The sequence below is a fragment of the Paenibacillus sp. FSL P4-0127 genome (genome assembly GCF_038007325.1).
GTDB lineage: Bacteria > Bacillota > Bacilli > Paenibacillales > Paenibacillaceae > Fontibacillus > Fontibacillus macerans.
Genome location: NZ_JBBOWY010000001.1, coordinates 4,994,374 through 5,019,945, shown reverse-complemented (window position 1 = coordinate 5,019,945; position 25,572 = coordinate 4,994,374). Strand labels below are relative to the sequence as shown.

The window sequence follows — 25,572 nt, the reverse complement described above, 5'->3', positions numbered from 1 at the left end:
CCGGTGAACGGAAAGGCAGGATACGATACGATGCAAACGATCAATACGGCGCCATGCAACCCTAAAGCTTCCGATGAAGTAAGGTCGGTACTGAACTATTTCGGCGAAATTAGAGGAAAAGGCATTATTACGGGACAGCACACGCAGACGATCGCGCAGGAGGAGCTGCATTACATTCGTGAAGCAACGGGGAAATTGCCGGCGCTCTGCGGCTTCGAATTGTTGGGCTACTCTCCCAACATCAATTATCAAGACAGCGGCGAGGAATGCCTGCTGGAAGTCGCCGAGAACAAGGATACACTGCAAAAGGCCTGGGAATGGGCGGAAAAGAAGCAAGGCCTGATTACTTTCACATGGCATTGGTTTTCTCCGCTCAGCGGCCGGGATAAAAGCTTTTACGCGGAACATACGGACTTTGACGCGACGAAGGCGATTGTGGAAGGTACCGCGGAATACAAGGCCTTGCTGTCCGACATGGACTACATGGCCGAAATTTTGCGGGAATTCCGCGACAAACGGATTCCGATTTTGTGGCGTCCTTTCCATGAATCGGAAGGAACCTGGTTCTGGTGGGGGAGCAAAGGCCCGGAAGCAGCCAAGCAGTTGTACCGGATTATGTACGAGAGATATACGAATCATCACGATTTGACGAATCTGATCTGGGTATGGAATTCGCCGCTGTCCGAAGGTTATGTCGGGGATGAAGTGGTTGATATCATTTCCAGGGATTTGTATCCTCCGGCTCACCAGCATACGGACTTGAGCAAGGAGTACGAGGAATTGGTTCGCATTACGCCGACTCCAAAACTTGCCGCTCTCGGAGAGATCGGGCCGATTCCAAGCGTCCGGAGTTTGTCCGAATCGCGAATCCCATGGCTGTGGTTTATGACCTGGTCCAACGATTTTGGCAAAACGGAAAAGTTCACCACCAAAGAGGAACTTCGCAGCGCATATCACAGCGATTACGCCATCACTTTGGATAAGCTGCCGAAGCTATATTAGTACACAGCCAATTAGCACACAGCCAGCATCGGCCAGGAACGATAAAAGACTATCGCCCCCCGGGTTGAAAGATGTATAATCATGGAAGAAGCTCAGACGGCAAACGCCCCAGCCTTAGATAAGAGCATCTAAAGGCTGGGGCGTTTTTGTGAATGCAGCAACGTTAAAGAAAACCAATGTGAAATTTTTGAAAGGTGTGATGTGGTATGAGAAATATCCATTGTATTTTAATAATTGGCTTGTCGGTGAAAGCATTATATTAGGTAGAGAGCCAGGAGCGGGCCTCTCTACAAATTGGAGGGTTCCGATGATTAGATTACTCAGTATTAACAAAGATAATTGGGAAGAATGTGCAGCATTAAGACCGGGAAAAGAGCAGCGGCAATTTATAGCACCCAATGTGTACTCCATTGCTGAAGCGCAGTTTTTGCATGGATTTTCGAGTATGGCTGTATATAAGCATGAGACAATGATTGGGTATGCGCTATATGGAATTGATCCGGATGATAATAATTATTGGATGTATCGTTTTATGATCGATCGGCGTTTTCAAGGTAAAGGGTACGGATTTATGGCCGTTTGCAAAATAATTGAAGAGATAAGAAACCGCCAGGATAGAACGGATGTACTGATTTTGGGATATAAACCTGAGAATGAGAGAGCAAGAAGGCTTTATTTAAAGGCAGGATTCGTAGAAGATGGATTGGCACCGTGGGGAGAAGTGATCGCAAAATATAGATATGTGTAAGTTATTCGCAGTTGGCATGAACATCGCTTAGCCCTGAATTCTCACGGCGGGACGACTGGCGTCGTCCCTTGGCCGTTCAGAGATTACCCAATCCGCCTGAATTTCTGACCGACGATTATAGTGCTTTGCAAGAGGAATATGGATTCAGGTACATAATTTAATTGCTGTTTTTATACTAACTATGATCATACATATGGTTGAAACTTCATCTTACGCATTACGTTTAGCTGGGGTTAAAATAAACAAACTTGCTGTAGCACTTTCATTACTGGGGATTACTGTCCTGATCTCCCGGACAGCTAATCTGATTCAAGCACCAATGACGGCAAAGTTTATAGACTATGGGAAGGTTGACTTGAATTTTGATGTTTTAGGATATTTGAGGATTATCATAGTTGCCTCATCTTTTGGCACAATATTAGGTATTCTCCTTTTTCCTACACTTGTTAACTTATGGGGGCGGGTGATATCTAAGTTTGAAATCGCAGGGTCCTTGCCAAAGTTGATTTCAAGTGTGACAATAGGTCAATTGATAAACACAAGGCATTATATTCAAAAGCCGTCGTTCCGCCTTTCAGGGTTCCGGTATCTTGGGATTCCAAAGCGATTTATTCTTTTGAATGTTTTGGTAACGGCTATTTATACGGTTGGTGTTATATCTTCCCTCTACGCAGCGCGCTTGGTTCCTGAATTGAGCACATCCGCATCACAGTCATCCGGGCTAATTAACGGTATGGCCACGATATTGTTGACGATTTTTATAGATCCGCAGATAGGATTAATTACGGATAAGGCTTGCAATAATGCGGTCTACAAAGAGAAGTTAGGGAAAATCTATTTGCTGCTGATGATTTCGCGTTTTTTCGGAACCTTACTGGCACAATTCTTATTAATACCCGCCGCCTATTTTATCAGTTTTGCGATTAAGATTTTTTGAGCGTTAAAAGTATATTTTGAAATATGATTCTCCCTATCAAATTAAGTTGGTGGAACAATTTTTGAAAATCTATAGGGACGTCAAGTTATTCCCCCAAATCCAATTTGCATCACAAGATAATACCTACCTGGTCTATGCTTTTATTGAGGGGAAAACACATGTTGACCGTGGGATAAAGAGCGTTTGGTTAAGAGAACTCGTTCAAGGGTTATTCAATAAATATATTATTTATGAAGAAGAGGCCATGTGGGGAAGAATAGAGTACCCGCGGCGGACTTGGCAAGAATTCAATGAAATAAGTATATCGTTTGTTTTTCTTAAATAAGGTTGGTTCATAGGTTTGAGTATTGGGATGAAGCCCCTTATGACGCTGAGGATAAAGTGAATATGGATGATTTTTTGGAAATTGCCAAGCAAATTAGAAGCAACTTTTTTACGATGGATATTGCTAAAACCGAAGCAGGGGGGTGGATCGTAATTGAAGTTGGAGATGGACAGGTTTCGGGATTACCCGAAGGTGAGTGTAGCACGATTTATTAATCGATTAAAGATCTAGTAAGTTGATGGGCTGCAGGCCGAATAATCAGATAATATCGATATCTCGAATATGGGCTGTCCGAAGATACTGCTGAGAAAAACTGTTGGGAAAACTGCTGTGAAAAAAATAAGGGTAAAAACTGCACTAGCCATGCGTAAAATCTAACATAAAACGTTAGGAATTAAAGGGAACGAAAAAGTTCAAACACTTTCCAGGATTTGGTCTTCCCAAGTAAAAAAAATTCTCCTAATGTGGAAGTGTGGCACACGTTATCCGTCACACTCACAAAAGGAGAAATTCCCATGGATAACGTACCGAATTTATCGACCATTTGTCAATGCCTAAAGTTGCTGGAGCTTCAAGATTTCCGTTCACTTCTGGGCGATCACTGGGCAAAGAAGCTCTTCACCGGCAACACCATTCAACTGCATGTCGCGGGCCAACTGCTCGGCGCCACGTCGTACGACATGATCACCGAACAACTGCAGGCGCATGTGCCGTTGCAAGCAATTACCGGGCTTTCGTCTATCAGCCCATCGACGTTGTCCCGGAAAACGAACACCCTGTGCACCGATACGCTACAAGCTGTATTTGTGAAATTGGTCCAAGCGATTCAGCATCTCCATCCGGATCGACTAGACAAACTGCCCGGTGGGAAAAAGCTATGCCTTCTGGATGCGACCGAGCTGACGCTGCCCTTGCAGCGGGCCAGTTGGGCGAATTACTCCAAAAGCAAACACGGAGTCAAAATGCATACGCGCGTGGTGGTCGCGGATCCGGCGAAACTCGTCTATCCCGACCGAATAATCGCCAGCACCGTAGATGTAAATGAGACGGAATTGTCGCTTGAGCTCGTGACCGACCCCGAGGCCATTCACGTCATGGACCGCGGGTTCCAAAAGCATGAACACTTTGAACGATGGGACCAGCCGGCGAACAAAATCAACTTTGTCTCCCGCATTCGCGAGAATACGCAGTTCGTCGTGACACGGGACTTCCGGATCCCCAAAGCCGATCGGAGCTTCATCGTGTCGGATCGCAAAGTACTCCTCAACAAATGCAGTCGCCGGTTGCGGCTCATCGTCTTTCGCGACGAAGAAGAGAAGGAGTATTTCCTGATTACCAATTGCTTTGAGGTCCCCGCAGTGGAAATTGCACAGATGTATAAGTATCGCTGGCTCATCGAACTGTTCTTCAAATGGATCAAGCAGCACTTGCGGATGGTGAAGGTGTTTAGCTACTCACCACAGGGCATCTGGAATCAGTTGTACTTAGTGCTCATTGCATTTGCGCTCTGCACGCTCGTTCGCCTTCAGACCGCGACCTCAAAGACTGCATGGGAGGTCCTTAAACTGATACGCATCTATGCCCATTATCCGTGGGCGGCGTTACTACAGGCGCTAGAACGAAAGCCGTCGCGCACCTCTAAGGGCAGGCAGCGCTTGCCGGCTCCCCGTGAGCCGCAACCGGTTCAAAAGAAAGTTATCGTGCGATAGGTCGAACTGCATATTTCCATTAAAAGGAAAACTGTGCCACTTCTCCGCGGACATTCTCCTTTTTGAATCTAAGACCGAAATAAACCTGTAAATATATTTCATTAATTACCAAAATAGCAATTAGACCATAATTTTAACTTTTCATGTCAGGTTGTTTGCATGGCTAGGGTAAAAACTGTCGTTATTCCAGCGGTAACCGTCCATTTGAAAGAAATAGAGGAGATTTATGCCGCTATTTTCTCGAATCTCTAGGAATTTCCCGCGTTCTATACCATTCATGGAGAAATAAGTGCTTAAAATGCCGCTAATGGATGCGAAAACACTTGGGTTCCGGATATAAGTACATAAAGTGCACTAGCGTTGCAAGAACACTAACATCAATTTTCAGCAAAACCCACATTTGGATTATTGAAACTATAAATGGATTTTTTTACAGTCATTTTTTAAGCTTAAGACCAAAAAGTCAAGGTTACCTAATGCGTAGGTCGCGATGTCCCATTAAATGTATATAATGGATATTATTCCTTGAACTTGCTTGGCTTAATTATCCCAACCATTGTGCGCACCGATAACGCTTTGGGACCTGACCCCGGACGTCTCCCCGGACTACTTCGACTGGGTTTCCGATCCAGTTCGGTTCGAAAGGATCGCCATGAACGGTACAAATACTCGCGGAGAATCCGGAGCACTTGCCAGTTTGTTTTTGCCGTTTGGGTGCTGTGCCGGATGTGCTCCACGAGCAAGGCAGTAATTAAAGCCAAGAATAACTGGTTCCAAATAGCCTGTGGTTTATGACTGTGCAGCTTCTTCAATCGCAAATGTTGCTTCAGCCATTTAAAATACAACTCGATGAGCCAGCGATTTTTGTAGATCTGCGCGATTTCTTCAGCGGTCTTATCCCATACCGATGTAAAAATACGATAAGTCCGTTCCTGCTCGTCATAAAACTCCACCAAACGAACGGAATGTTCCATGGATCGGAAGGAACTGCCCACGCAAACCTTGGCGTCCCGCGTGATGTTCGAGCCTTCCGGAACAGGATACTCCTCAATGACGGTGGCAAGCGCGCGATCTCGCATACGGATCACAAACTGGATGTTGTCCTGGACCCATTGATCCATCCGGGCATAATCATCATAACCGCGATCCATCACATAAATCGCATCCGAGGGGACGACCAGTTCAACGGCCCCCGCACGATCCCCTACATTGAGCGAACTGGGGATCATGGCATCAGGAAATAGCTTGTCGGGAGCTGTAACAACGAGGCGCAGATGCATCTTGACGCCGCTACTCTTATTTGACATCTTGGCCCAACTTCCAAGTTGAAGCGGCAGTCGAATGCTGGAAGAATCAATGATGTGCAATTTCCCGCTCTGGCCCTGGTGGCAAGCACGTTGCTGTGTTTGTGATGCCAGATGCTGAAACATCCACTCCAACAGCTCCGTTGGGATCTGATCGAGTTTTCGGGATAATTGCGAGCCGCTGATACTCTCCAACTGTAGAAGCTGCTGAAGTTTCGGCTCAGCACGAAGTGCAATTTCCATTTCACCGTAAGATGACCATTGTTTCAACTGAGCATTGATGAAGAGCATGATCGCTTTCATCGTGGTAAGTTTCTTGGTGTAATGGTCGAAGAGTAAACGTTGATGCACATCGATGGGCAGTAAGGAAATCAGTTGACGAATGACCGTTTTAGCTTTAACGTTATCCATGGATGGTCTCCTTTTGTAGAGAGTTATGGACAACGTACCTACCTCTTTACAATAGGAGATTTTTTATGCTTTTTCCATGAAAAATGATCATAATTACCCATATTTAACTAATATTTGATTATTCGCGTTAGGTTTTATGCAACGCTAGTGCATAAAGTGCCGCTATTCTGGATTACACACAAAAACACCTTATAACTATCGTTTATTAAGCGGATAAATAATATTTTTTGTCCATTTTTGCGGGGATGCACTATGATATAATTAACTGCAAAAATAATTATGTGTCTATACCACTTCCTGGCTTGCTGCACGACTAAAGCAGGAGCGCCTGCCTCCTTCTGCAAATCTTAGGTTATAAGGACTGATAAAATGAGCAACGGACAAACGAAAACAGACGTTATCTTGATCGGTGCCGGAATCATGAGTGCGACCTTGGGGTCACTGCTGAAAGAATTAGCGCCTGACTGGGAAATTACGGTTTTCGAGCGGCGCGCCATAGCAGGGGAGGAAAGCTCCAACGAATGGAACAACGCGGGGACGGGGCATTCCTCCTTGTGCGAGTTGAATTATACCGTCGAGAAGCCGGACGGGTCTATTGATATCAGCAAAGCGATCAAAGTGAATGAAGAGTTTCAGGTTTCCAAACAGTTTTGGTCTTATCTCGTACACAGCAAGCTGATTCGCAATCCTAAAGATTTTATCGTGCCGGTGCCTCATATGAGTTTTGTACGAGGGGAAAAAGATGTCACCTTTTTGAGAAAACGTTATGAAGCGCTTTCAAACCACCCGCTGTTCCAAGGGATGGAGTTTTCCGACGATCCGGACCAGCTAAAAGAATGGATTCCGCTGATGATGAAAAACCGGACGTCCAATCAGCCTATTGCAGCCACAAGAAGCGAAGCCGGTACGGATGTTAATTTCGGCGCATTAACGCGCATATTGTTTGATCACTTAAAACGTAAAAACGCCGATATCCAGTTTAACCGCCATGTGGAAGATATTAAACGTACCGCTGACGGCTCGTGGGAATTGAAGGTACGGAATGTCGAGAGCGGTGCCGTTTCCCGCCATACGGCGAAATTCGTCTTCATCGGCGGCGGGGGAGGAAGCCTCCATCTGCTGCAGAAGTCCGGTATTCCCGAAGGAAAAGGGATTGGCGGATTTCCGGTAAGCGGATTGTTTATGGTATGCCAGAACCCGGAAATTGTCGCGCAGCATCATGCCAAGGTGTACGGCCAAGCTCCGGTCGGCGCTCCTCCGATGTCCGTGCCGCATCTTGACACCCGATTTATCGACAACAAAGAATCGCTGCTGTTTGGACCGTTTGCCGGCTTCTCGCCAAGGTTTTTGAAATTCGGTTCCATGTTGGATTTGATCACTTCCGTCAAACCGCATAATCTCGTCACAATGCTGGCGGCGGGCGCCAAAAACGCTTCCTTGACCACATACCTGATCAAGCAGGTAATGTTGTCTAAAGAAAAACGCATGGAAGCTTTGCGGGAATTCGTTCCGAACGCGAAAAGCGAGGATTGGGATCTGCTGGTGGCCGGCCAGCGCGTGCAAATTATTAAAGATACGGCTGCCGGAGGCAGAGGCACGCTTCAATTCGGCACGGAAGTGATCAGCGCCGCCGACGGTTCCATTGCCGCGTTGCTTGGGGCATCGCCGGGCGCTTCCACCGCCGTTTCCGTCATGCTCGAGGTCATCCAAAAATGCTTCCCGGAACATATCCATGCATGGGAGCCGAAGATTAAAGCCATGATTCCTTCTTATGGTGCGTCACTATCGAATAACCCGGAGCTTATTCGCGAGCTTCATGCTTCCGCAGCCCGGACGCTGGGGCTAAAAGAAACTTGGCCGTTGGAGGCAGTGCACTAGACAACCATTGCCGCTAACGAATAGCGAATGATTAACCGTTTCTTTTGTAACCCTTTACACGCATTAGCAAAAAGGTGTTGGATGAAAATCCGGCACCTTTTGTTGTATAATTTACCAGTGTGTATTCGGTGAAGCTCACATGAGGACAAAGGCTTTCGGCATAAGGAAGAACCAGATGCGCACGTTTGTGTAAGCGCTTTTATATCTATTCGCGAGTTGAACGTAACGCTTCAACGGCAAATCCATGATGGGAAGAGGGGAAAAATGAAACGAATTCCGATGATGCTTCAACTGGGGCTGATCCTGTTTTGCGTCATGGCAGTTCCCGTGACAATCCTGACCTGGTACAGCGGGGCGCAGATTATGGGCAATTCGGAAGACGCCATCGCGGAATCTTCATTAGCGGGATTGAACGCCAACCGCAAGCTGAACGAAAATGCGCTGAACAACCTGGCCCAAGACACGGTGCGCCTGGCCGCCACCAGCATCTTCGACCGTATTCGCAGCTTTGAGACCTTCGCCGAGCTTAATGAAAATTACAACAATGTGAGCGGTGCGTTGTCGGTGCTTAAGGAACTGGTGAATTTGAATCACCGGGTGGACGGCGTATACTCGTCCTATTTTTATCTTAACGGTGCGGATTATGTGGTTTCCACCGACAAAGGCATTACGACGCTGGACCGGTACGAGCCGATCGGATGGATGGACGAAGCTCTTGCCGGACGCCGGGGGATCAGCGGCGTCTGGTATCCCCGCCGGATGGCTTCAGGGGAAACCGTCGTTTCGTATGTGCTGCCGTTAAACCGTCTTTCCACCACGACGCGCGGCACGATCGTGGTCAATTTGCGGGAAAAGCAAATCGGGGCGTATTTGCGTTCGGCGGAGCCGGGCGGACATGGCTACCTGCTCATGAAATCGGACGGCACCATCATCTCGCACAATGATAAAACCTTGCTGCTCAGCGACGGCGCGAAGCAGCCGTTTATGCAAGAGGTTTTGGAAAGCGGGGCGAAGGAGGGATATGCGTTCCATGAGCTCGGGAACGAGCGGCTGCTGTACACATGGTCTCGCTCGAACCTGTTCGGGTGGTGGAATGTCAGCATTTATTCGCTGGACGAACTGATGGCCAAAACCCGCGCTTTGCAGCGCAGTATTCTTTTGCTGACCGCCGTCCTTATTTTCATCGGATCCATATTGGCCGTTTTTCTGGCGACATGGCTGTCCAAACCGCTGCGCGAGCTGGTGCGGGCCGTGCGCGCCCGCGGCAACCTGGGGGTGGCGGGCAAAAGTGAACTTGCTTTCCTTGACGCGGCGTTCCGGCGGATGCAGGAGGAAGAAGAGGAGCTCTACAAGCTGCTGCAGGAGCGGGAACAGGATACCCGCAGCCTGGCGATTCACCAATTATTGCGGGGGGAAGTGACGAAACCGGCCGCGGAAATGTTCCCGGAGCCATATTTTCTGGTTGCCGTCGTCTCCATAGACCGTTACAGGCGGTACGTGAACAAAACCAACCCGGAGACGCGCAGCTACCATCGGTACCTCCTCATCTCGAAATGCGACGGCTTGTTTCCGGCGGGGGTTCATGCGCGCTGCGCCTACCAAGGGGAGGGCTGCTTCGCCATCGTAATCAATTACGGGCAGGAGGAACATGAACGCGGCTTAGACGGAATCAAGGAAGCGCTCGCTGCGATTGGCGGCAAAGCGGCGGAGCTGCTCGGCCATTCCGTAACGATCGGCGTCAGCGGCCGGGCGGAAACGAGCTCCATGCTTCAAGACCGCGTGGTGGAAGCGATGGAAGTGATCAAGCACCGCATGATCGAAGGCGGCGGCGGAATCACGTTTTGGAGGCAGGATGCCGAACAAGGCATTAATTATATTTACCCCGCGAACAATGAAAGGCGTATTCTCAACTATTTGGATACCGGCGATCTCGACAGCATCATGAACGAGCTTGCGCTCATCCGAAACGAAATTCAATCCGCTCAGTATATCTCCTATGACAATATCATGTTCATCTATAATCAATTGATCGGCGTTACCATCAAACATCTCAGGGAAAATCAAATCAGCACCGCGCGTATTTTTGCGGGGAGGGGAAACATTTACTCCGCGATCGCCTCTATAGACACGCTTGACGAGCTTGAGGAATATCTTCGCGAGTTCTTCGGCGATATTATTCAGTACCTTGCGCGGAACCCGGGCGAAACGGGGTATGGGGAGCGAATCATCCGCTACCTGGAAGCGCATTTTTGCGAGGAAATCGTGTTTGAAGAGATGGCCAAGGACATCGGCATCAGTTATTCCTATATGCGCAAGATCGTATACGAGCTAACGGGAAAAAGTCTAATCGACTACATCAACCTGCTGCGGATCGAAAAAGCGAAGCGGCTGCTGCTGGAGACGAAGCTGAACATGAAGCAGATTGCCGCGGAGGTCGGCTACTATAATGTTCAAAGCTTCAACCGTTTTTTCCGCAAATACGAGGGGATGCCCCCAAGCAGCTACAAGGCTTCCAAATGCCGGACATCGCCCTGAAAACCGCGCCATTTTTGCTCATATGATTAAAAATTGATTATTTTTCGGAACGGACAAAGAAATGTGGGGCAACAATCAAAAATGATAAGAAAAATCAAAACTCATGATTTACCGATCCGAAGCGGGAAGGGTATGATGAGACACAAACTCGCCATTGCCGATGGCGGCTTGGGCCGCCTGCCGGTTTGAACGGCAATGGCTTGAGGAAGGCCATACCGTAAGGGGAGGTGAACCTGTGAAAGTTGAAAGCGCTTCAAATAATGAACCCGCTTTAGCGGACCGAAAAGCGGTCAGCCGGGGATTCGCTTATTATCTCCGGCGGGACAGCCAGCTCTATTTGCTGCTGCTGATTCCCATGGCGTTTGTGCTGGTGTTCAAATACGCGCCGATGTCCGGGCTGGTGCTGGCCTTTAAGGACTACAAAATCGCCAGGGGGTTCTGGGGCAGCGAGTGGGTGGGCTTTGAGGTGTTTGCCGAAATCTTCGCCAAACATGATTTTGGCCGCGCCGTCCGCAATACGCTGCTGCTCAACACGCTCGACCTGCTGTTCAGCTTCACGATGCCCATCGTGCTCGCGCTGCTGCTGAACGAGATCAAAAGCGTCAAGTTCAAGCGGATTAATCAGACGCTGCTGTATCTGCCGCATTTCTTGTCCTGGATTATTATCGGCGCGATCGCTTATCAATTGCTGAGCGAAAGCAACGGCGTGGTCAACAATGTCATCGAGATGATGGGCGGCACGCGTATCCCGTTTCTGCAGGAGGACACCAACTGGCTGATCAGTTATTTGGCGATCGGCGTCTGGCAAAGCATGGGTTGGGGAACGATCATTTACCTGGCCGCCATGAGCGGTATCAACCCGGAGCTGTACGAGGCGGCGACCGTGGACGGCGCGGGGCGCTGGCGGAAAGTCTGGAACGTCACCCTGCCCTCGATCCGCGCGACCATCGTTACACTCTTGATCATGAACCTGGGCAGGGTGATGGAGGGCTCGTTCGAGCGGATTTTTGCCTTGCAGAACAAAGCCACTACGGAGTTCACAACGACCATCCCGGTGTTGGTGTACAGGTGGGGGATCGAAAGCGGCAACTTCAGCCGCGCGACCGCGCTCGGGTTGTTCCAGTCCGTCATCGGGCTTGCGCTTGTGCTGCTAGCCGACCGTATCGCCAAAAAACTCGGCGAAGACGGTCTATTGTAGACGCTCTATAGAAAGGAGGCGAAATATGAAAGCAGCCACAAACACGCTGGCGGCGCATCGCAAACGGCGATTTGACATTTGGGATGTGCTGATCCGTTTCGCATTGATCATGGCCTCGCTGGTCTGCCTGCTGCCGTTCATTCACGTCGCGGCGAAATCTTTAAGCGACGATGCCTTTGTAATAGCGAACAAGGTGTTTCTCTGGCCGCAAGGGTTTACCCTGGAAGCGTACGGGAAAATTTTCGCCGACGCCAGCATTTTGCGATCCTTGTATGTTTCGGTGGTTGTGACCGTCCTGTTCACCATCCTCGGCATGATTATTACGATCTGCGCGGCCTACCCGCTTTCCCGAAAGCAGCTGAAGGGACGCACGGCGCTGACTTTCCTCTTTATGTTTACCCTGTACTTTGGCGGCGGCATCATTCCCGAATACATGCTGATCAGCAATCTCGGCATGCTTGATACCTGGTGGGCGCTGATTCTGCCGCAAGCGTTCAGCGCGTTTAATCTGCTGATTATGAAGACGGCGATCGCGAACAGCATTCCAACCAGCCTTGAAGAATCGGCGAGAATCGATGGCGCGGGGCACTTCCGGATATTATGGAGCATCGTTCTGCCGCTTTCCAAGCCGATCATTGCAACGCTGTCGCTCTTTTACGCCGTTGGGCGGTGGAACGCCTATCAAGACGCGCTGTTCTACATTAAGCAACGGGTCGATTTACGGCCGCTCCAGCTTAAATTGTATTACCTGGTCATCCAGGCGAGCGAAAGCTTTCAGCTGGAGGCCACGCAAGTATCGCTGAGCAATCCCGAGGTGCTGAAGGCGTCGTGCGTCGTATTCGCGACCCTGCCGATCCTTTGCATTTATCCTTTTATTCAGAAATATTTTGTCCAGGGGGTAATGCTTGGGGCCGTCAAGGAATAACAGCATTTGGCAATTGAAGGTTCAAACATATTTCATGGGGGGAAGTAAGCTATGGGCAAGAAGAAAATCATTTCTTTGTGTTTGGCTTTATTTGTCACCTTGGGGTTGCTGACAGGCTGCATGAACGGCGGCAACAAAAGCGCGAATCCGAACGGCAATTCCTCCGAGCGGCCTCCAGCCGCGAACAACAGCGCCGGGGGCGATTATCCGGATTACTCGTCCGGTTTTCCCGAAAACGTCACTTTGGAAATTCCGGTTTATGAACGGGCGTTCGAGGGCTGGAACGTGACCGACAATTACTACACGCGCTGGATACAAAAAGAGTTCGGCGACAAGTATAACGTCACCCTTAAGTACGTGCCGATCACCCGCAGCAACGAGGTTACGGACTATGAGCAGCTGCTGGCCTCCCATAAAGCGCCGGACATCATTTTCCACTACGATATGCCGCAGGCGCTGGCCTACTATGGCGAGGGCGTCATGCAGGAGCTGAACTGGGATGAAATTGCCCATTACGCCCCTACGTATTGGAAGAACATGGGCGACACCATTAAACAATATGGCGCCGTAGAAGGCGAAAACGTGTTTTTCTTCGGCGAGCGTCCGAGCTTGGACAGCTTTACGGCGCTGATCCGGAAGGATTGGGTGGAGAAGGTCGGCATGAAATTGGAGGACCTGACTTCGCTTGAGAAATTTAACGAAATGCTTGCGAAGTGGAAGGAAGCCGGTCTTGGCGCCGGCGGCGAAAGCCTCAAGAAGAACAACTATACCTTTAATTACCCCTTCCGCGATTGGCCGGTCGACGAGAAATACCGCGCGCTGTACTCCGATCTCGGGGTTGCCGATCTGACCACCGCCGACACCGAGCGCTATTTGCGCAACCTGAACTATCAATACAACAACGGTTTGATTGACAAGGAATTTTATCTGCGCGATGACGACAATAAAATCAAGGCCGAGTTCGTCGCGGGCAAGACCGGGACATACTTTTTCTACCTCTCAAGCAATACCGACGTCATCTCCGCTACGCTGAAGAACAACCCGGATGCGGAATTCGCCGTCCTGGATACTCAGGCCATAACGCCGGAGGGACGCAAGCCGCAGGGACGCGCCTACTGGCCATTCGGCATGATTATGGGCATCAACTATGAAACCACCGATATGGAACGAGCCGCAGTTTGGATGTACCTGGAATGGATGAGCCAGCCGGAAAATCTGTTTTTCCTGCAGAACGGCGTCGAAGGCCAGAATTATACGCTTGATGCCGACGGCATTGCCGTGAAAAACGCGGATTTTAAAGGCGGATCGGCCCTTTCCCAAAACAACAACAAAGACTACTGGTGCCTTGTCATCGAAACCGTGAAATACGACGATCCGCAAAAAATGCGCGAGGCCTACCTCCGCAGCATGTCGCCTCCGGGTTACGAAGCTTTGGCCGAACAATCATTGGCCTATTACGACAAGTATGCGGAATTCCGCACGCCGGACGCTCTCTATAGCGTCGTACTGGAGAAGGTGAACGAATACAAGGCCGATCTCAATTCGCTTTTCCAGGAGCTGTACGTGAAGATTGCCATCGCGCCCGAAGCCGAGTTCGACGCCACCTACGAGGCGGCCAAGAAAACGTATCTTGACGCCGGGTATCAAGAAATTTTGGACGAAAAGCAGGCGGCGATCGATGCGGGGAAGTTTAAATAAAAGCCGGCTCATTAGCATTTGATTGCAACCGTTTTCAGATTTGTGCGTACGATTCATTAAAACTTATTTCGGAGCCTTGCAAGGTCCTGCAGGGCTCCGGTTATGGAGGATGGAACGATGAAATTGAATGCAGACCCGTCCGAGCTGATGCAAATCATCGGGCGCGTGGCGGAATACACCTTCGGCATGGATTTGACTTGGGACTGGCCGTGCGGCGTCGCTTATTACGGGATCAGCCGGGCGTTCGAAGCCACCGGGGAGCAGGCCTATCTGGAGCGGATGGCCGAGTGGTGCGATGAGTACATCGAGGCCGGACTTCCGGTGTGGACGGTAAACACGTGCGCGATGGGCCACATGCTGCTAACGCTGTATGAGCAAACGGAGGACCGGAAATATCTTGAACTGATTTTGAGCAAGGCGGATTATCTGCAGAACAAGGCGCTGCGCTTTGGGGACAGGGTGCTCCAGCATACGGTTTCGGCGAATAACGATTTCCCCGAGCAGTGCTGGGCGGACACCTTGTTTATGGCGGCGTATTTTATGCTGCGCGCCGGCGTGAAGCTGGGCGAGAAGGCGCTTATCGATGATGCGCTGCACCAGTTTTATTGGCATATCAACTATCTGCAGGACGAGGACACCGGACTCTGGTACCACGGCTACAACAACATCAGCCAAGATCACATGTCCGGCATTTACTGGGGGCGCGCCAACGCTTGGGCCGCTTATACGATGTCCCGGGTGGGAAAGGTGCTGCCGGAAGCTTATTTGTATCCGCCTTTTATGCATATCGGAAGCTCCTTGCGCGATCAGCTCGCCGCCATCAAAAAGCTGCAGCGTGAGGATGGCCTTTGGGGCACCGTGCTCGACCACCCGGAATCGTACGGCGAGGTATCGGCGACGGCGGGCATCGCGGCGGCGATGGTGATGCAAGGCAATCCGCTGCATGGCAAATATGTACAGCGAGCGCTGGACGGGATTTTGGCCAATATCGCCGCCAACGGGCGGGTGCAGGGCGTTTCGGGCGGCACCGCGGTCATGAAGGACATTGAAGGCTATCTCGGCGTGGACAAGAAATGGGCCCAAGGCTGGGGCCAAGGGCTGGTGCTGGCGCTGCTTGCGGGCGTGATTGAAAATAACAAGGGCGATAAGCAGTTATAACCGCTTGCCGCCCCGAAATACGAATAACATTTATTTTTTCAAATTTACCGTCATTACATGATCCTGAACCGCCGTTACGTTTCTTTCCCCGGAAGGAATAACCTGTTCGACGGAATCGAGCCCGGAAGGGATGAGCACGGGGGTAACCACGGGAAGTTCCGCTTCTCTGATTACATCCATGTCAAACTCGATGAGAAGCTGCCCTTTGGTTACTTTGTCCCCCGTGTTCACATGGGCCGTAAACCCGGTTCCTTTTAATCCTACCGTATTGATGCCGATATGGATCAACAGTTGCACGCCGCTCTCATGTTCAAGAATAACCGCATGCTTGCTTTTATCCATCACATGGGCCACGGTTCCGTCAAAAGGTGCGAACGCTTTACCCTCCGTCGGCTCGATGGCGATGCCTTCCCCCATATGCTTTTCCGCAAATGCCGGGTCCGGGACCTGCGTGATGGATACGGCCTTGCCCGTGATGGGGGAGGGGATCTCCAGCTTATCAATAGCTGGGGCCGGCTTGGCGGCCGGCGCTTCCGCCGCGGCTTGAGAAGCTGCGGACCCGCCTTCTTCTTTGACCGCTTCGTTTTTATAACCAAAGAGCCACGTTAATGCGAAGGCGACGGCCATCGCCGCTGCGTTGGACAAAATGTACATCGGAAGCTGACTGTTCAGGTACAGAAGCGTGCCCGGGATGACCGTAATCGACATGCCCGATCCGGCCAAATGGAAGAACGAGGCCAGGAAACCGCCGACCGCTCCGCCGATCAGCCCCATAATAAACGGCTTCATGTACCTTAAATTAACGCCGAAAATGGCGGGTTCGGTAATCCCCAGGAAAGCCGACAGCGAGGACGGCAGGGCGAGCGCCTTGAGCTTCATGTTTTTCGTCTTCAAGCCTACGGCCAGACACGCCGCTCCTTGGGCGGCCATCGCCGTGGTAATAATGGCGTTAAAAGGATTGCTGCCGCTCTGTTCGAGAAGTTGAATTTCCAGGAAATTGAAAATATGATGAACGCCCGAAACAACAATAATTTGGTGCAGGAAGCCTATCACGAGACCGGCGATGCCAAACGGCAGGTTAAGCACGCTCACCGTTCCATGAAGCACCCACTCCTCCAGGGAATGGAACACCGGACCGATCACGAACAATCCCAGCGAAATCATGATCAACAAGGTAATAAACGGCGTTAAAATCAAATCCAACGCTTCCGGAATGCGTCTGCGCAAAAACTTCTCCAGCTTTGCTCCCAGCAAGCCGACAAAAAACGCCGGCAATACGGAACCCTGATAACCTACAATCGGAATAAAGCCGAACATGACCAGCGGGTGGGCGGAACCGTCCGCCACGCTGTAGGCATTGGGAAGCGCCGGATTGACCAGCATGAGGCCAAGCACGATCCCCAGCACCGGGCTTCCGCCGAAAACTCTGAACGCGGACCAGGCCACAAGGGCCGGGAGGAAGGCAAAGGCCGTGTCCGTAAGTACTTGCGTAAATAACAGGAAGTTAGGCGATATATCCTCAGGAGCCGCCCCGAACCAGGCAAGGATCAACTCCTGGGTCAGCAAACCGCGCAGGCCCATGAACAGCCCGGTTGCCACCAGTACGGGAATGATCGGAACAAATACGTCGCCGAAGGTGCGGATCGCGCGCTGGAATAGATTGCCCTGTTTTTTTCCCTGGGCCTTCAGATTCTCTTTCGAGGTGCTCTCAATGCCAAGCTTTTCGACTTCTTCAAAGATTCGATTGACCGTTCCTGTCCCGAAAATAATTTGATATTGCCCGGAGTTGAAGAACGCGCCTTTGACTTTATCGATATTTTCGACTTGCTGTTGCTTGATTTTGTCCTTATCCAGCACCATGATCCGCAAACGTGTCGCGCAATGGGCGATAGAGGCGATGTTTTCCTTGCCGCCGACCGCCTGGATCACTTCTTTAGCAATTTGCTGATTTTCCGACATGGCTTTCGTCCCCTTTTCCAAAAATTATATATCCCATTTGAGGACACGGAATTCCGCGCTTCCACCGTAAGAAAACAAGCGTATTTCCGTACTCCCGGGATCCGGGAAGATGCGGCTTGTAAACACTTCCTCACCATCATTGACAAAAATTTCAACCGAGGACGCGTCCACGAAAAGATGAAATTTGAGCTTGCCCGCGGCCATGCGGCAGCGGCAGCGGCGGATATTTCCGTTGATCTCGTCCAGGGCCTTGCCCGATAAGGAGCGGTCGAGGATGATTTGATTCGCGGCTCCGTCGTATTTCAGAACCGTCTTCTCCCGGCCGCCGGCGCGAAACTCGAGTCCAACCGCTTCGGCATCGCCAATTGCAACTTCACAGATCAGTTCGCAGGAGATGCCTTCGAAACCGTCGAGGCGTTTTGTCTCGTTGTTTAGGGCAACTTCGGCGCTGCGCATCGCTTTTCTAAGCTTGGCGAGCTCCGGCACCGGCTGCTGGATCAGCTTCCCGTCCCGCAGCGTGAGTTGGCGGGGAAGCGTCAAGCAGCCTGACCAGCCGTTTGCGTCCGTCGGGTAATCCACGTCCGGCAGCCCCATCCAGCCGACCAGGAGGCGCCGCCCATCGGGAGCTTGCATCGTCTGCGCCGCGTAAAAATCAAACCCCCGGTCCAACTCCTCAAACGGTCCGTGATCGAATTCCAGGGTTAACGGATCCAGCGGTTTTCCGATCACATAACCCGTCTGGTAGATGTTGTTGAATCTGTCCCCAGCGGCTTCCAGGCCTTGGGGGCAAAACAGCAAAACTCCCGAATCATCCAATTCAAAATAGTCCGGGCATTCCCACATGTATCCGAAACGAGGCAGCCGGGTTTTGATCTCTCCTTTAAACTCCCAATGGAGCAGATCTTTGGACCGGTACAAGACCGCGGCTCCCGTACGGCCTTCTCTTTGGGCGCCGAAAACGCAGTAGTAATCGTCCCCCGATTTCCAAACCTTCGGATCCCGGAAATGGTCCGTATACCCGGGAGGAACCGAGGAGATCACCGGCTGTTCAAGCTTGGAGATTAAACCGCTTTCATTCATCCAGGCCAAACATTGGTAAGGATGCCTGTTCCACGTTTCATCCCGCGTATTTCCCGTATACAGCAAATACAACCGGCCGTCCTTTTCAATGGCGCTGCCCGAATAGGCGCCGTGCGAATCGTAAGGGCCCCCGGGTTCAATGCCGATTCCCGCGCTGTCCCAGGCGGCCAGATCGGCGGACTTGGTATGGTACCAATATTTCATCCCGTGATCGGTCCCGAGAGGGAACCATTGATAGAACAGGTGATATTCGCCTTGATAGTATGAAAAGCCGTTCGGATCGTTGAGCAACCCTGTCGGGGGTTGGATGTGGTAGCTTTGCCGCCAGACGCAGCGATTGACTTTATGCCGGAGTTCCGCCAATTCGCCGGGTTTCGCCTGAGCAATCAGCCGGTATTTTTCTTCTCTCGTCATCTTCATTGCTGTACTCCATTCTGACTTGGGATCAACCGGTCCGGAACTGGTTCCAGATCAATGAAAAAATATATCGGAACCGGTTCCAGTTGATGCCAAAATTTATCCGGCCCACCTTTTTCAAGATGGAACCGGTTCCTGTGAGACTATAATAACGGATTGGATAATAAATTGTCAACGCTCTCCCGCTCGATGAGCTCAACGTCCATCAAGGTCAGCTTGTCCACCGGTTTCTCATTCACAAGCTGGATGATGTTGTCGGCCGCTTTTTTCCCCGCCTCATAATAGTGGTATTTCACCGTCGTCAGGGCAGGGTGGATGATTTCCGTGATATCGTATCCGCCAAAGCCGGTAACCGACAATTCTTCGGGAATCCGAATCCCCTTTAAATGGGCCGCTTTAATTACGCCAAGCGCGATATTGTCGGTGGCGCACACGATGATGGAAGGCCGCGTCTCTTCGAGCAGCCGGGAGGCCGTAAGCACGGCGTCGGACATTTTAAAGCTCGTCTCCAGGTAGCTTGCCTCACAGTCCGGACAGGCGGCCAAAGCTTCTTCAATGCCTTCCTTTCTGCGTATGCCGACAGCCTCATCTTTTTCGGTAACTCCCAAATAGACGATCTTCCGGTGGCCCTTGCTTAAGACATGCCGCCCCATCAGCCGCCCGGCCTGTTTGTCATCGTGAATCAGGCTGTGAATTTGATCATTTTTCTGCCCTACCAGAATTACGGGGATGTCGATCTGCTTGATCGCCGTTAAATGGGCTTCCGTGACTTGAGCGGCCAACAGGATAATACCCGAGATTTTTTGCCGGGCAAAATCATAGATCGCTTCAATTTCCCGGTCCATGTCCTGACTCGTATTCGAAATCAGCATTTGGTAATGATTGCTCCGCAGTGCTTCATCGATCCCGATCAAGGTTTGCGAAGTGGCAAAGGAATCGAGGCGCGGAACCACCGTGCCGATAAAATTGGTTTTCTTTGCTTTCAGGCTTTGGGCAAAGGTGTTGGGGACATAATTTTGCTCTTTGATGATATGCTCAATTTTCCGCCGCGTCTTCTCGCTGACCGGTCCGCCGTTCAAATAACGGGAAACCGTGCTTTTGGCCACGCCCGCCATGCGGGAGATATCAGAAATCGTTTTTATCATAATATAACTCCTCTATCGAACAGCTCACCATGAATATAATAGGCTTCTTCACCATTATACTCATTTCTGTTCCATGAGGCTAAGCTTGGATCAACGGCCCCTGTTAAGAGTTCAAGCAAGCGATGCTCCAAGCTTCCTTGATTTCTCGAGCCACTTGGCGCGCATGGCTTCCGTCGAGGATGACACCGGACTGAATTCCGTAATGCGCACCGTTTTGATGCCGCAGAAGCCTAAAATATTGCGCTTCATCACTCGATGCCCAGCCCGCCTGTATATCCACCGGTTGTACCAGGGCGGGGTGTCCATAGTGACGAGCAAATGCGCGGTTTTCCCCTTCAGCAGCTTATCCCAAAGCGGGGAATTGTCGCGGTACTTATAAGCGAAGCCGGGCAAAAACACGCGATCGAAAAATCCCTTAAGCACGGCCGGCATCGTCCCCCACCAGATCGGGTAAACGAAGACGAGATGATCCGCCCAGCGAATCAACTCCTGCGCTTTGAGCAGATCCTCTTCCAGCTCCATTCTTTTCCGGTATCCGTATTTTAAGTTTGGCTCAAATGACATGCGGCTTAAATCAAGTTCCCGGACGTTTGCGCCTTTTTCCGAGGCGGCGGCTTCCATGTAGGCATGGGACAAGGCGGAGCAAAAACTTTGCGGGTCGGGATGCCCCGTAATGACAAGAACATTCAACGTTGGTACCTCCTAACGATGGGATGCGATATGTGTGATATTATCTTGATTAAGAACTTATTTTCAGCATACAGCAGCCGGGGAGCCGGTTGAATGATGAAAAACGAACAATTGTTGAGGATTTACGCAAAAAGAGGGGCGGCTGTTGTATGGAAACTGAGGGGTTTGCGATTTCTATTCTGTATCCGATCATGAAAGCGATGGCCCGCAAAGGATTGGACTTTCAGCATTTTTGCCGGGCAGCTTCTTTCGATGCCGGTACCATCTCATCGTCCGCATGAGCCACATCCTACAACGATTTGTCCGCCGGCGTACCCATGGAGATGGCCGAGGCCCATTTGCACCAAAACGAATACTCGATCAGCGGGATCGCCTACCTGCTTCACTATTCGGAACCAAGCGCGTTTCACAGCGCCTTTAAAAAATGGACGGGACAAACGCCGGGACAATTCTGGGCGGAAGCGGCCAAAGGATTGCTTCGTCCATAAGTCTGGAATTTTTTGTTGTGCGATGTTTACCCATGTGATAAACTTCATAAACAGGAGATGATCAGATGAATGATAAATTTTCGTTTAAGACGATAAGCCATCACAAGCTTGTGGATGATGTCGTCAATCAATTGCAGCTTAAAATTTCGACGGGGGATATCCGGCCCGGAGATAAAATTCCGACAGAGCCGGAGCTGATGGAGATGTTCGGGGTAGGGCGGTCCACGATCCGGGAAGCGATCCGCGTCCTGGTGCACGCCGGACTGCTGGAGAAGAAACAAGGGTTCGGGACTTATCTCAAGGCCAGTCCGGTTATCCAGGAGCCCCTTGTGCAGCGCCTGCATCGCGCGGAGCTCATGGAGGTGTACGAGGCAAGGAAGATGCTGGAGCTGGAGATTTCCCGGTTGGCCGCTCTCCGCCGCGACGAAGAGGATCTGCAAAATATGCGCAAACATTTGGACGAGCGCGGCTTGGCCCTGCAGCAAAACGACCGGGAGCTCTACGCCAAATCCGATATCGAGTTTCACATGGCCGTGGCGCTCGCTAGCAAAAACGGCGTGATTATCGATTTGTTCCGCACCTTTTCCGAGGTGCTGTCCGACGCTTTGCGCAAATTAAACAAGGAGTACGGTTCGCATGATCCGCATTCTTACTATCACGAGCAGCTGTACGAGGCGATCAAGCAGCAGGACCCGGAGCTTGCCGTAAAGTGGACGCTCCTTAATCTGGAAGGCACGATTGCCGAGCTGTAACCTAATTTTTTTGTGTTCAAACATCTGATGATAAGATGTTAATGATCGGAGGAGTACAATGAAATCTTTAACATGGCAAGCCACCGTATACTCCATATTATTTTCGGTCAGCCTGGTCCATCTGCTGAACGACTCGATTCAATCCGTTATTCCCGCGATATTTCCGGTTCTGCAACAATCGCTGCAGTTGAGTTATACGCAAATCGGTTGGATCGCCTTTACCTTGAACATCACGGCTTCCATGTTTCAACCGCTGATCGGGTTATACACGGATGCGAAACCGAAACTTTTTTTGCTGCCCGCCGGCGTCGTGTTTTCTTTGCTCGGGATGGTTGTTTTGGCCTTCGCCTCCGATTTTTGGCAGGTCATTTTGTCGGTTGTGCTTATTGGAGTCGGTTCTTCGGTGCTTCATCCGGAAGCTTCCCGGGTCGCTCATCTGGCGGCCGGACCCCGCAAAGGGTTGGCCCAATCCATCTTTCAAACCGGGGGAAACGTCGGTCAGGCCTTGGCTCCGGTGTTTACGGCCTTGATTTTCGTCCCGCTCGGGCAGTTTGGGATCATATGGTTTACGTTGGCCGCGCTGGCCGCGATTATCGTGCAAATTTACGTTGCCCGTTGGTATCGGGGGTATCTTCAGAGGCAAGCCGTAAAGAAAAAAGAGACGCTTCCAAGGGAAAACCGCCTGCCCGCAGCGAAAGTGGCTTACGCCATCGGAATTCTGATTATGCTGCTGTTTTCAAAATTCGTATACATGGCCAGCATGACCGGTTTTTATGCGTTTTACCTCATTGAAAAACACGGGCTAACCACGGGGCAAGCGCAAGTTTTGCTGTTTGTGCTGCTGATCGCCGGAGCGCTGGGGACCTTTGCCGGAGGGCCGCTGGCGGACCGGTTCGGCCGGCGCAACATGATCTGGTTCTCGATTTTGGGCACGGCGCCTTTTTCGATGCTGCTTCCTTTCGCCAATCCGTTCTGGTCCGCGGTGTTATGCTTTTTTATCGGATTTATTTTGCTGTCGGGCTTTTCCGTGATTATCGTTTACGCGCAGGAGCTGCTGCCGGGGAAAGTGGGCACCGTTTCGGGGCTGTTTTTCGGCCTCGCTTTTGGCCTCGGCGGCTTGGGATCGGTCGTGCTCGGCGCTTTGGCCGACCATACGAGCATTACGTTCGTCATTCAAATTTGCGCCTACCTGCCGCTGATCGGTCTGCTCGCCGCGTTTCTTCCGACGGATGCCGCGTTACGGCTGAAGCCGGCAGCGATCGAAGCATCGATTACCCCAAATGCATAGGAGGAACTGGTTATGACTAATCGGATTGAGATCAAAGACGTTCTTTGGAGACGCGAGCAAAAAATCATTTTAAAAGACATCAACTGGACGGTCCGCAAAGGGGAGCATTGGGCGATCCTGGGATTGAACGGTTCGGGAAAAACGACGCTGCTGAATATGATCACCGGCTATCTTTGGCCGACGCAGGGAGAGATTTCCGTGCTGGGGGAAAGATACGGGGCGGTCGATTTGCGGGAGCTGCGCAAACGGATCGGCTGGGTAAGCTCGTCCTTTCAGGAACGGATTCACCCGGGCGAAAAAGCGCAGCATCTGGTGATCAGCGGGCTGCACGCATCGATCGGGTTATTCGATAAGCCGGCGGAAGAGCATATTCAAAAAGCCGTGCACCTGATGGAAACGCTCGGCTGCGGGCATCTCGTCGACCGCGGGTACCAAACCTGTTCGCAAGGCGAAAAACAAAAGCTCCTGATCGCCAGAGCGCTGATGGCTTCGCCGGAGCTGCTTATTTTGGACGAAGCCTGCAACGGACTGGACATTTTGTCCAGGGAATCGCTGCTGCAAGCGATCGCCAAACTGGCGAACCAGGAGGATGCGCCCACGCTTTTGTATGTGACGCATCATGTGGAGGAGATACTTCCTGAATTTACGCACACCTTGCTGCTTCGCAGGGGCAGCATATTTGCCGCCGGAAGAACCCCGGAGGTGATTAACGGCGAGCGGTTGTCGGCTTTATTCGAAACCCCCGTGCAGGTCGACTGGAGAAATCAGCGGGCCTGGCTGTCGCTTGTGCAGTAGCGCGTTCCGGGCATAAAACGGCTTCGCTCCCTATCGGCGGATTAATGCGTTTATAGCATTTGTCCGCCTTTTTGTTATGGGAAAATAGGCGTATTTTGCACACATTCCGCAACTTTTTGCCGATATACATCATATTACATGTTGAAAGGAGGTGATGACGATGAGTACCGTACACATGCTGGCCGGCATTCCGGGCAGCGGCAAAAGCCATTATGCCAAGGAGTGCTGCAAGCGGCACCGCGCCGTGCTGGTGACGACGGATTCCATCCGGGAGAGATTGTTCGGCAGCGAAGCCAGGCAAAAAAACACGTACCTGGTGTTTCAGCAGGCCCACGCGGAGGTCGAACAAGCGTTGGCGGCGGGAAGAAATGTCGTGTTCGACGCGACCAATATCGGCCGGGACCGGCGGGTGCAATTTCTGCAAAAATTCAAGGATGTCCCCGTAGAATGCCATATCTGCGCCACTCCTTACGAGATCGCCAGGGAAAGGATTCGGGCGAGAAAACGCAAGATCGAAGACAAGGTGCTGGAGAAGTATGCCAAAAACTTTGAATTTCCCGTTCTGGGCGAAGGCTTCGAACGTTTGCATCTCGTCCACACGCCAGCGGACGTAAAGCTGGACAGGGCCGGACTGGAGCGGCTGCTGGCAAGCAAACCGGACCATGACGAGCTGTTCGGGTATCTGCGCGCTTCTCCTTATTTCGCGGCGATGCTCGGTTATGATCAGGAGAATCCGCACCATTCCAAAACGCTGTCCGAACACACTTACGCCGTGCTGGAATATATCAACGCCTTTTATGAAGGGGAATTTCTGCTTCAAATGCAGCTTGCGGCGCTGTTCCATGATGCGGGCAAACCGTTCTGCAAGGTGTGGAAGCCGGCCCGGGGCTATTATTCGTATTACGGCCACGAGCATGTATCGGCGGGGATCGCCTGCCATGTGCTGAAGGAGCTGGGATATGACGATGATTTTATTCTGCGCGTCGTAAACATGGTCAGCTTCCATATGGAGATTTTGCACGGCGGGGATAGTGGAGCGTCCAGGATTTATCATTTGCTGGGCGGGCACCTGCTGGCGGAGCTGTATTTCTTCGCGGAAGCGGACACGTACGGCAAATAGAAGAGAAAGG

Annotated in this window: 22 protein-coding genes; 17 read left to right on the top strand and 5 right to left on the bottom strand. The window is 51.2% G+C overall.

Annotated features, from left to right (window positions below; translation table 11 throughout):
* Window positions 1-30 precede the first annotated feature (30 nt).
* The 5 genes from NYE74_RS22615 (at window position 31) to NYE74_RS22595 (ending at window position 4,721) form a co-directional block, all read left to right on the top strand.
* Window positions 31-1,002: a glycosyl hydrolase gene (locus NYE74_RS22615; protein WP_124332881.1), complete on the top strand. Its 972-nt coding sequence runs from the start codon at window positions 31-33 to the stop codon at window positions 1,000-1,002.
* Between the two features lie 148 nt (window positions 1,003-1,150).
* Entirely contained in the window at window positions 1,151-1,750 is a 600-nt protein-coding gene (locus NYE74_RS22610) for a GNAT family N-acetyltransferase (protein WP_306308149.1), read from the top strand.
* Between the two features lie 181 nt (window positions 1,751-1,931).
* Complete coding sequence (locus NYE74_RS22605; protein WP_051985517.1) at window positions 1,932-2,687, top strand: lipid II flippase Amj family protein; 756 nt, start codon at window positions 1,932-1,934, stop codon at window positions 2,685-2,687.
* A gap of 387 nt (window positions 2,688-3,074) precedes the next feature.
* On the top strand, window positions 3,075-3,227 hold the full coding sequence (locus NYE74_RS22600; protein ID WP_341005181.1) for an ATP-grasp domain-containing protein: 153 nt from the start codon (window positions 3,075-3,077) through the stop codon (window positions 3,225-3,227).
* Between the two features lie 300 nt (window positions 3,228-3,527).
* Complete coding sequence (locus NYE74_RS22595; protein WP_051985743.1) at window positions 3,528-4,721, top strand: IS4 family transposase; 1,194 nt, start codon at window positions 3,528-3,530, stop codon at window positions 4,719-4,721.
* A 518-nt stretch (window positions 4,722-5,239) separates the two neighbouring features.
* On the opposite strand, the gene NYE74_RS22590 is transcribed toward NYE74_RS22595, so the two are convergent.
* A complete protein-coding gene (locus NYE74_RS22590; RefSeq protein WP_115311341.1) occupies window positions 5,240-6,436 on the bottom strand; it encodes an IS4 family transposase in 1,197 nt (398 codons plus the stop codon).
* 369 nt (window positions 6,437-6,805) lie between these two features.
* Here NYE74_RS22590 and NYE74_RS22585 point away from each other — a divergent pair, with 369 nt between their 5' ends.
* The 6 genes from NYE74_RS22585 to NYE74_RS22560 all read left to right on the top strand — a co-directional run bounded on the left by NYE74_RS22585 (window position 6,806) and on the right by NYE74_RS22560 (window position 15,828).
* Window positions 6,806-8,314 (top strand): malate:quinone oxidoreductase, encoded by a 1,509-nt coding sequence (locus NYE74_RS22585; protein ID WP_082207827.1) that lies wholly within the window; start codon window positions 6,806-6,808, stop codon window positions 8,312-8,314.
* 264 nt (window positions 8,315-8,578) lie between these two features.
* Window positions 8,579-10,849, top strand: coding sequence for a helix-turn-helix domain-containing protein (locus NYE74_RS22580; RefSeq protein ID WP_341005180.1), 2,271 nt, complete (start codon window positions 8,579-8,581; stop codon window positions 10,847-10,849).
* 235 nt (window positions 10,850-11,084) lie between these two features.
* On the top strand, window positions 11,085-12,047 hold the full coding sequence (locus NYE74_RS22575; RefSeq protein WP_227872892.1) for an ABC transporter permease: 963 nt from the start codon (window positions 11,085-11,087) through the stop codon (window positions 12,045-12,047).
* 25 nt (window positions 12,048-12,072) lie between these two features.
* Window positions 12,073-12,972 carry a carbohydrate ABC transporter permease gene (locus NYE74_RS22570; RefSeq protein WP_124332883.1) on the top strand — a complete coding sequence of 300 codons (900 nt, stop codon included), beginning with the start codon at window positions 12,073-12,075 and terminating at the stop codon, window positions 12,970-12,972.
* 51 nt (window positions 12,973-13,023) lie between these two features.
* Complete coding sequence (locus NYE74_RS22565) at window positions 13,024-14,670, top strand: ABC transporter substrate-binding protein (RefSeq protein WP_124332884.1); 1,647 nt, start codon at window positions 13,024-13,026, stop codon at window positions 14,668-14,670.
* Between the two features lie 117 nt (window positions 14,671-14,787).
* Window positions 14,788-15,828: a glycoside hydrolase family 88/105 protein gene (locus tag NYE74_RS22560; RefSeq protein WP_124332885.1), complete on the top strand. Its 1,041-nt coding sequence runs from the start codon at window positions 14,788-14,790 to the stop codon at window positions 15,826-15,828.
* Between the two features lie 30 nt (window positions 15,829-15,858).
* Here NYE74_RS22560 and NYE74_RS22555 read toward each other — a convergent pair whose 3' ends face one another.
* From NYE74_RS22555 to NYE74_RS22540, 4 genes are all read right to left on the bottom strand, one after another.
* Complete coding sequence (locus NYE74_RS22555; RefSeq protein WP_341005179.1) at window positions 15,859-17,787, bottom strand: sucrose-specific PTS transporter subunit IIBC; 1,929 nt, start codon at window positions 17,785-17,787, stop codon at window positions 15,859-15,861.
* Between the two features lie 24 nt (window positions 17,788-17,811).
* Complete coding sequence (locus NYE74_RS22550; RefSeq protein WP_341005178.1) at window positions 17,812-19,287, bottom strand: glycoside hydrolase family 32 protein; 1,476 nt, start codon at window positions 19,285-19,287, stop codon at window positions 17,812-17,814.
* 140 nt (window positions 19,288-19,427) lie between these two features.
* A complete protein-coding gene (locus NYE74_RS22545) occupies window positions 19,428-20,429 on the bottom strand; it encodes a LacI family DNA-binding transcriptional regulator (protein ID WP_036623830.1) in 1,002 nt (333 codons plus the stop codon).
* A gap of 111 nt (window positions 20,430-20,540) precedes the next feature.
* The gene (locus NYE74_RS22540) at window positions 20,541-21,119 is read right to left on the bottom strand and encodes an NAD(P)H-dependent oxidoreductase (RefSeq protein ID WP_036623829.1); all 579 of its coding nucleotides are present in this window, start codon (window positions 21,117-21,119) and stop codon (window positions 20,541-20,543) included.
* 89 nt (window positions 21,120-21,208) lie between these two features.
* Between NYE74_RS22540 and NYE74_RS22535 the strand changes: the two genes are divergently transcribed.
* The 6 genes from NYE74_RS22535 to NYE74_RS22510 all read left to right on the top strand — a co-directional run bounded on the left by NYE74_RS22535 (window position 21,209) and on the right by NYE74_RS22510 (window position 25,562).
* A complete protein-coding gene (locus NYE74_RS22535; RefSeq protein WP_124332889.1) occupies window positions 21,209-21,400 on the top strand; it encodes a hypothetical protein in 192 nt (63 codons plus the stop codon).
* A gap of 36 nt (window positions 21,401-21,436) precedes the next feature.
* A complete protein-coding gene (locus NYE74_RS22530; RefSeq protein ID WP_082207826.1) occupies window positions 21,437-21,607 on the top strand; it encodes a helix-turn-helix domain-containing protein in 171 nt (56 codons plus the stop codon).
* A 65-nt stretch (window positions 21,608-21,672) separates the two neighbouring features.
* Window positions 21,673-22,359 carry a FadR/GntR family transcriptional regulator gene (locus NYE74_RS22525; protein WP_036623827.1) on the top strand — a complete coding sequence of 229 codons (687 nt, stop codon included), beginning with the start codon at window positions 21,673-21,675 and terminating at the stop codon, window positions 22,357-22,359.
* A 58-nt stretch (window positions 22,360-22,417) separates the two neighbouring features.
* A complete protein-coding gene (locus NYE74_RS22520; protein ID WP_316560908.1) occupies window positions 22,418-23,647 on the top strand; it encodes an MFS transporter in 1,230 nt (409 codons plus the stop codon).
* Between the two features lie 12 nt (window positions 23,648-23,659).
* Window positions 23,660-24,442, top strand: a complete 783-nt coding sequence (locus NYE74_RS22515; RefSeq protein ID WP_036623825.1) for an ABC transporter ATP-binding protein — start codon at window positions 23,660-23,662, stop codon at window positions 24,440-24,442.
* A 160-nt stretch (window positions 24,443-24,602) separates the two neighbouring features.
* Window positions 24,603-25,562, top strand: a complete 960-nt coding sequence (locus NYE74_RS22510; protein WP_124332890.1) for an AAA family ATPase — start codon at window positions 24,603-24,605, stop codon at window positions 25,560-25,562.
* Window positions 25,563-25,572 lie beyond the last annotated feature (10 nt).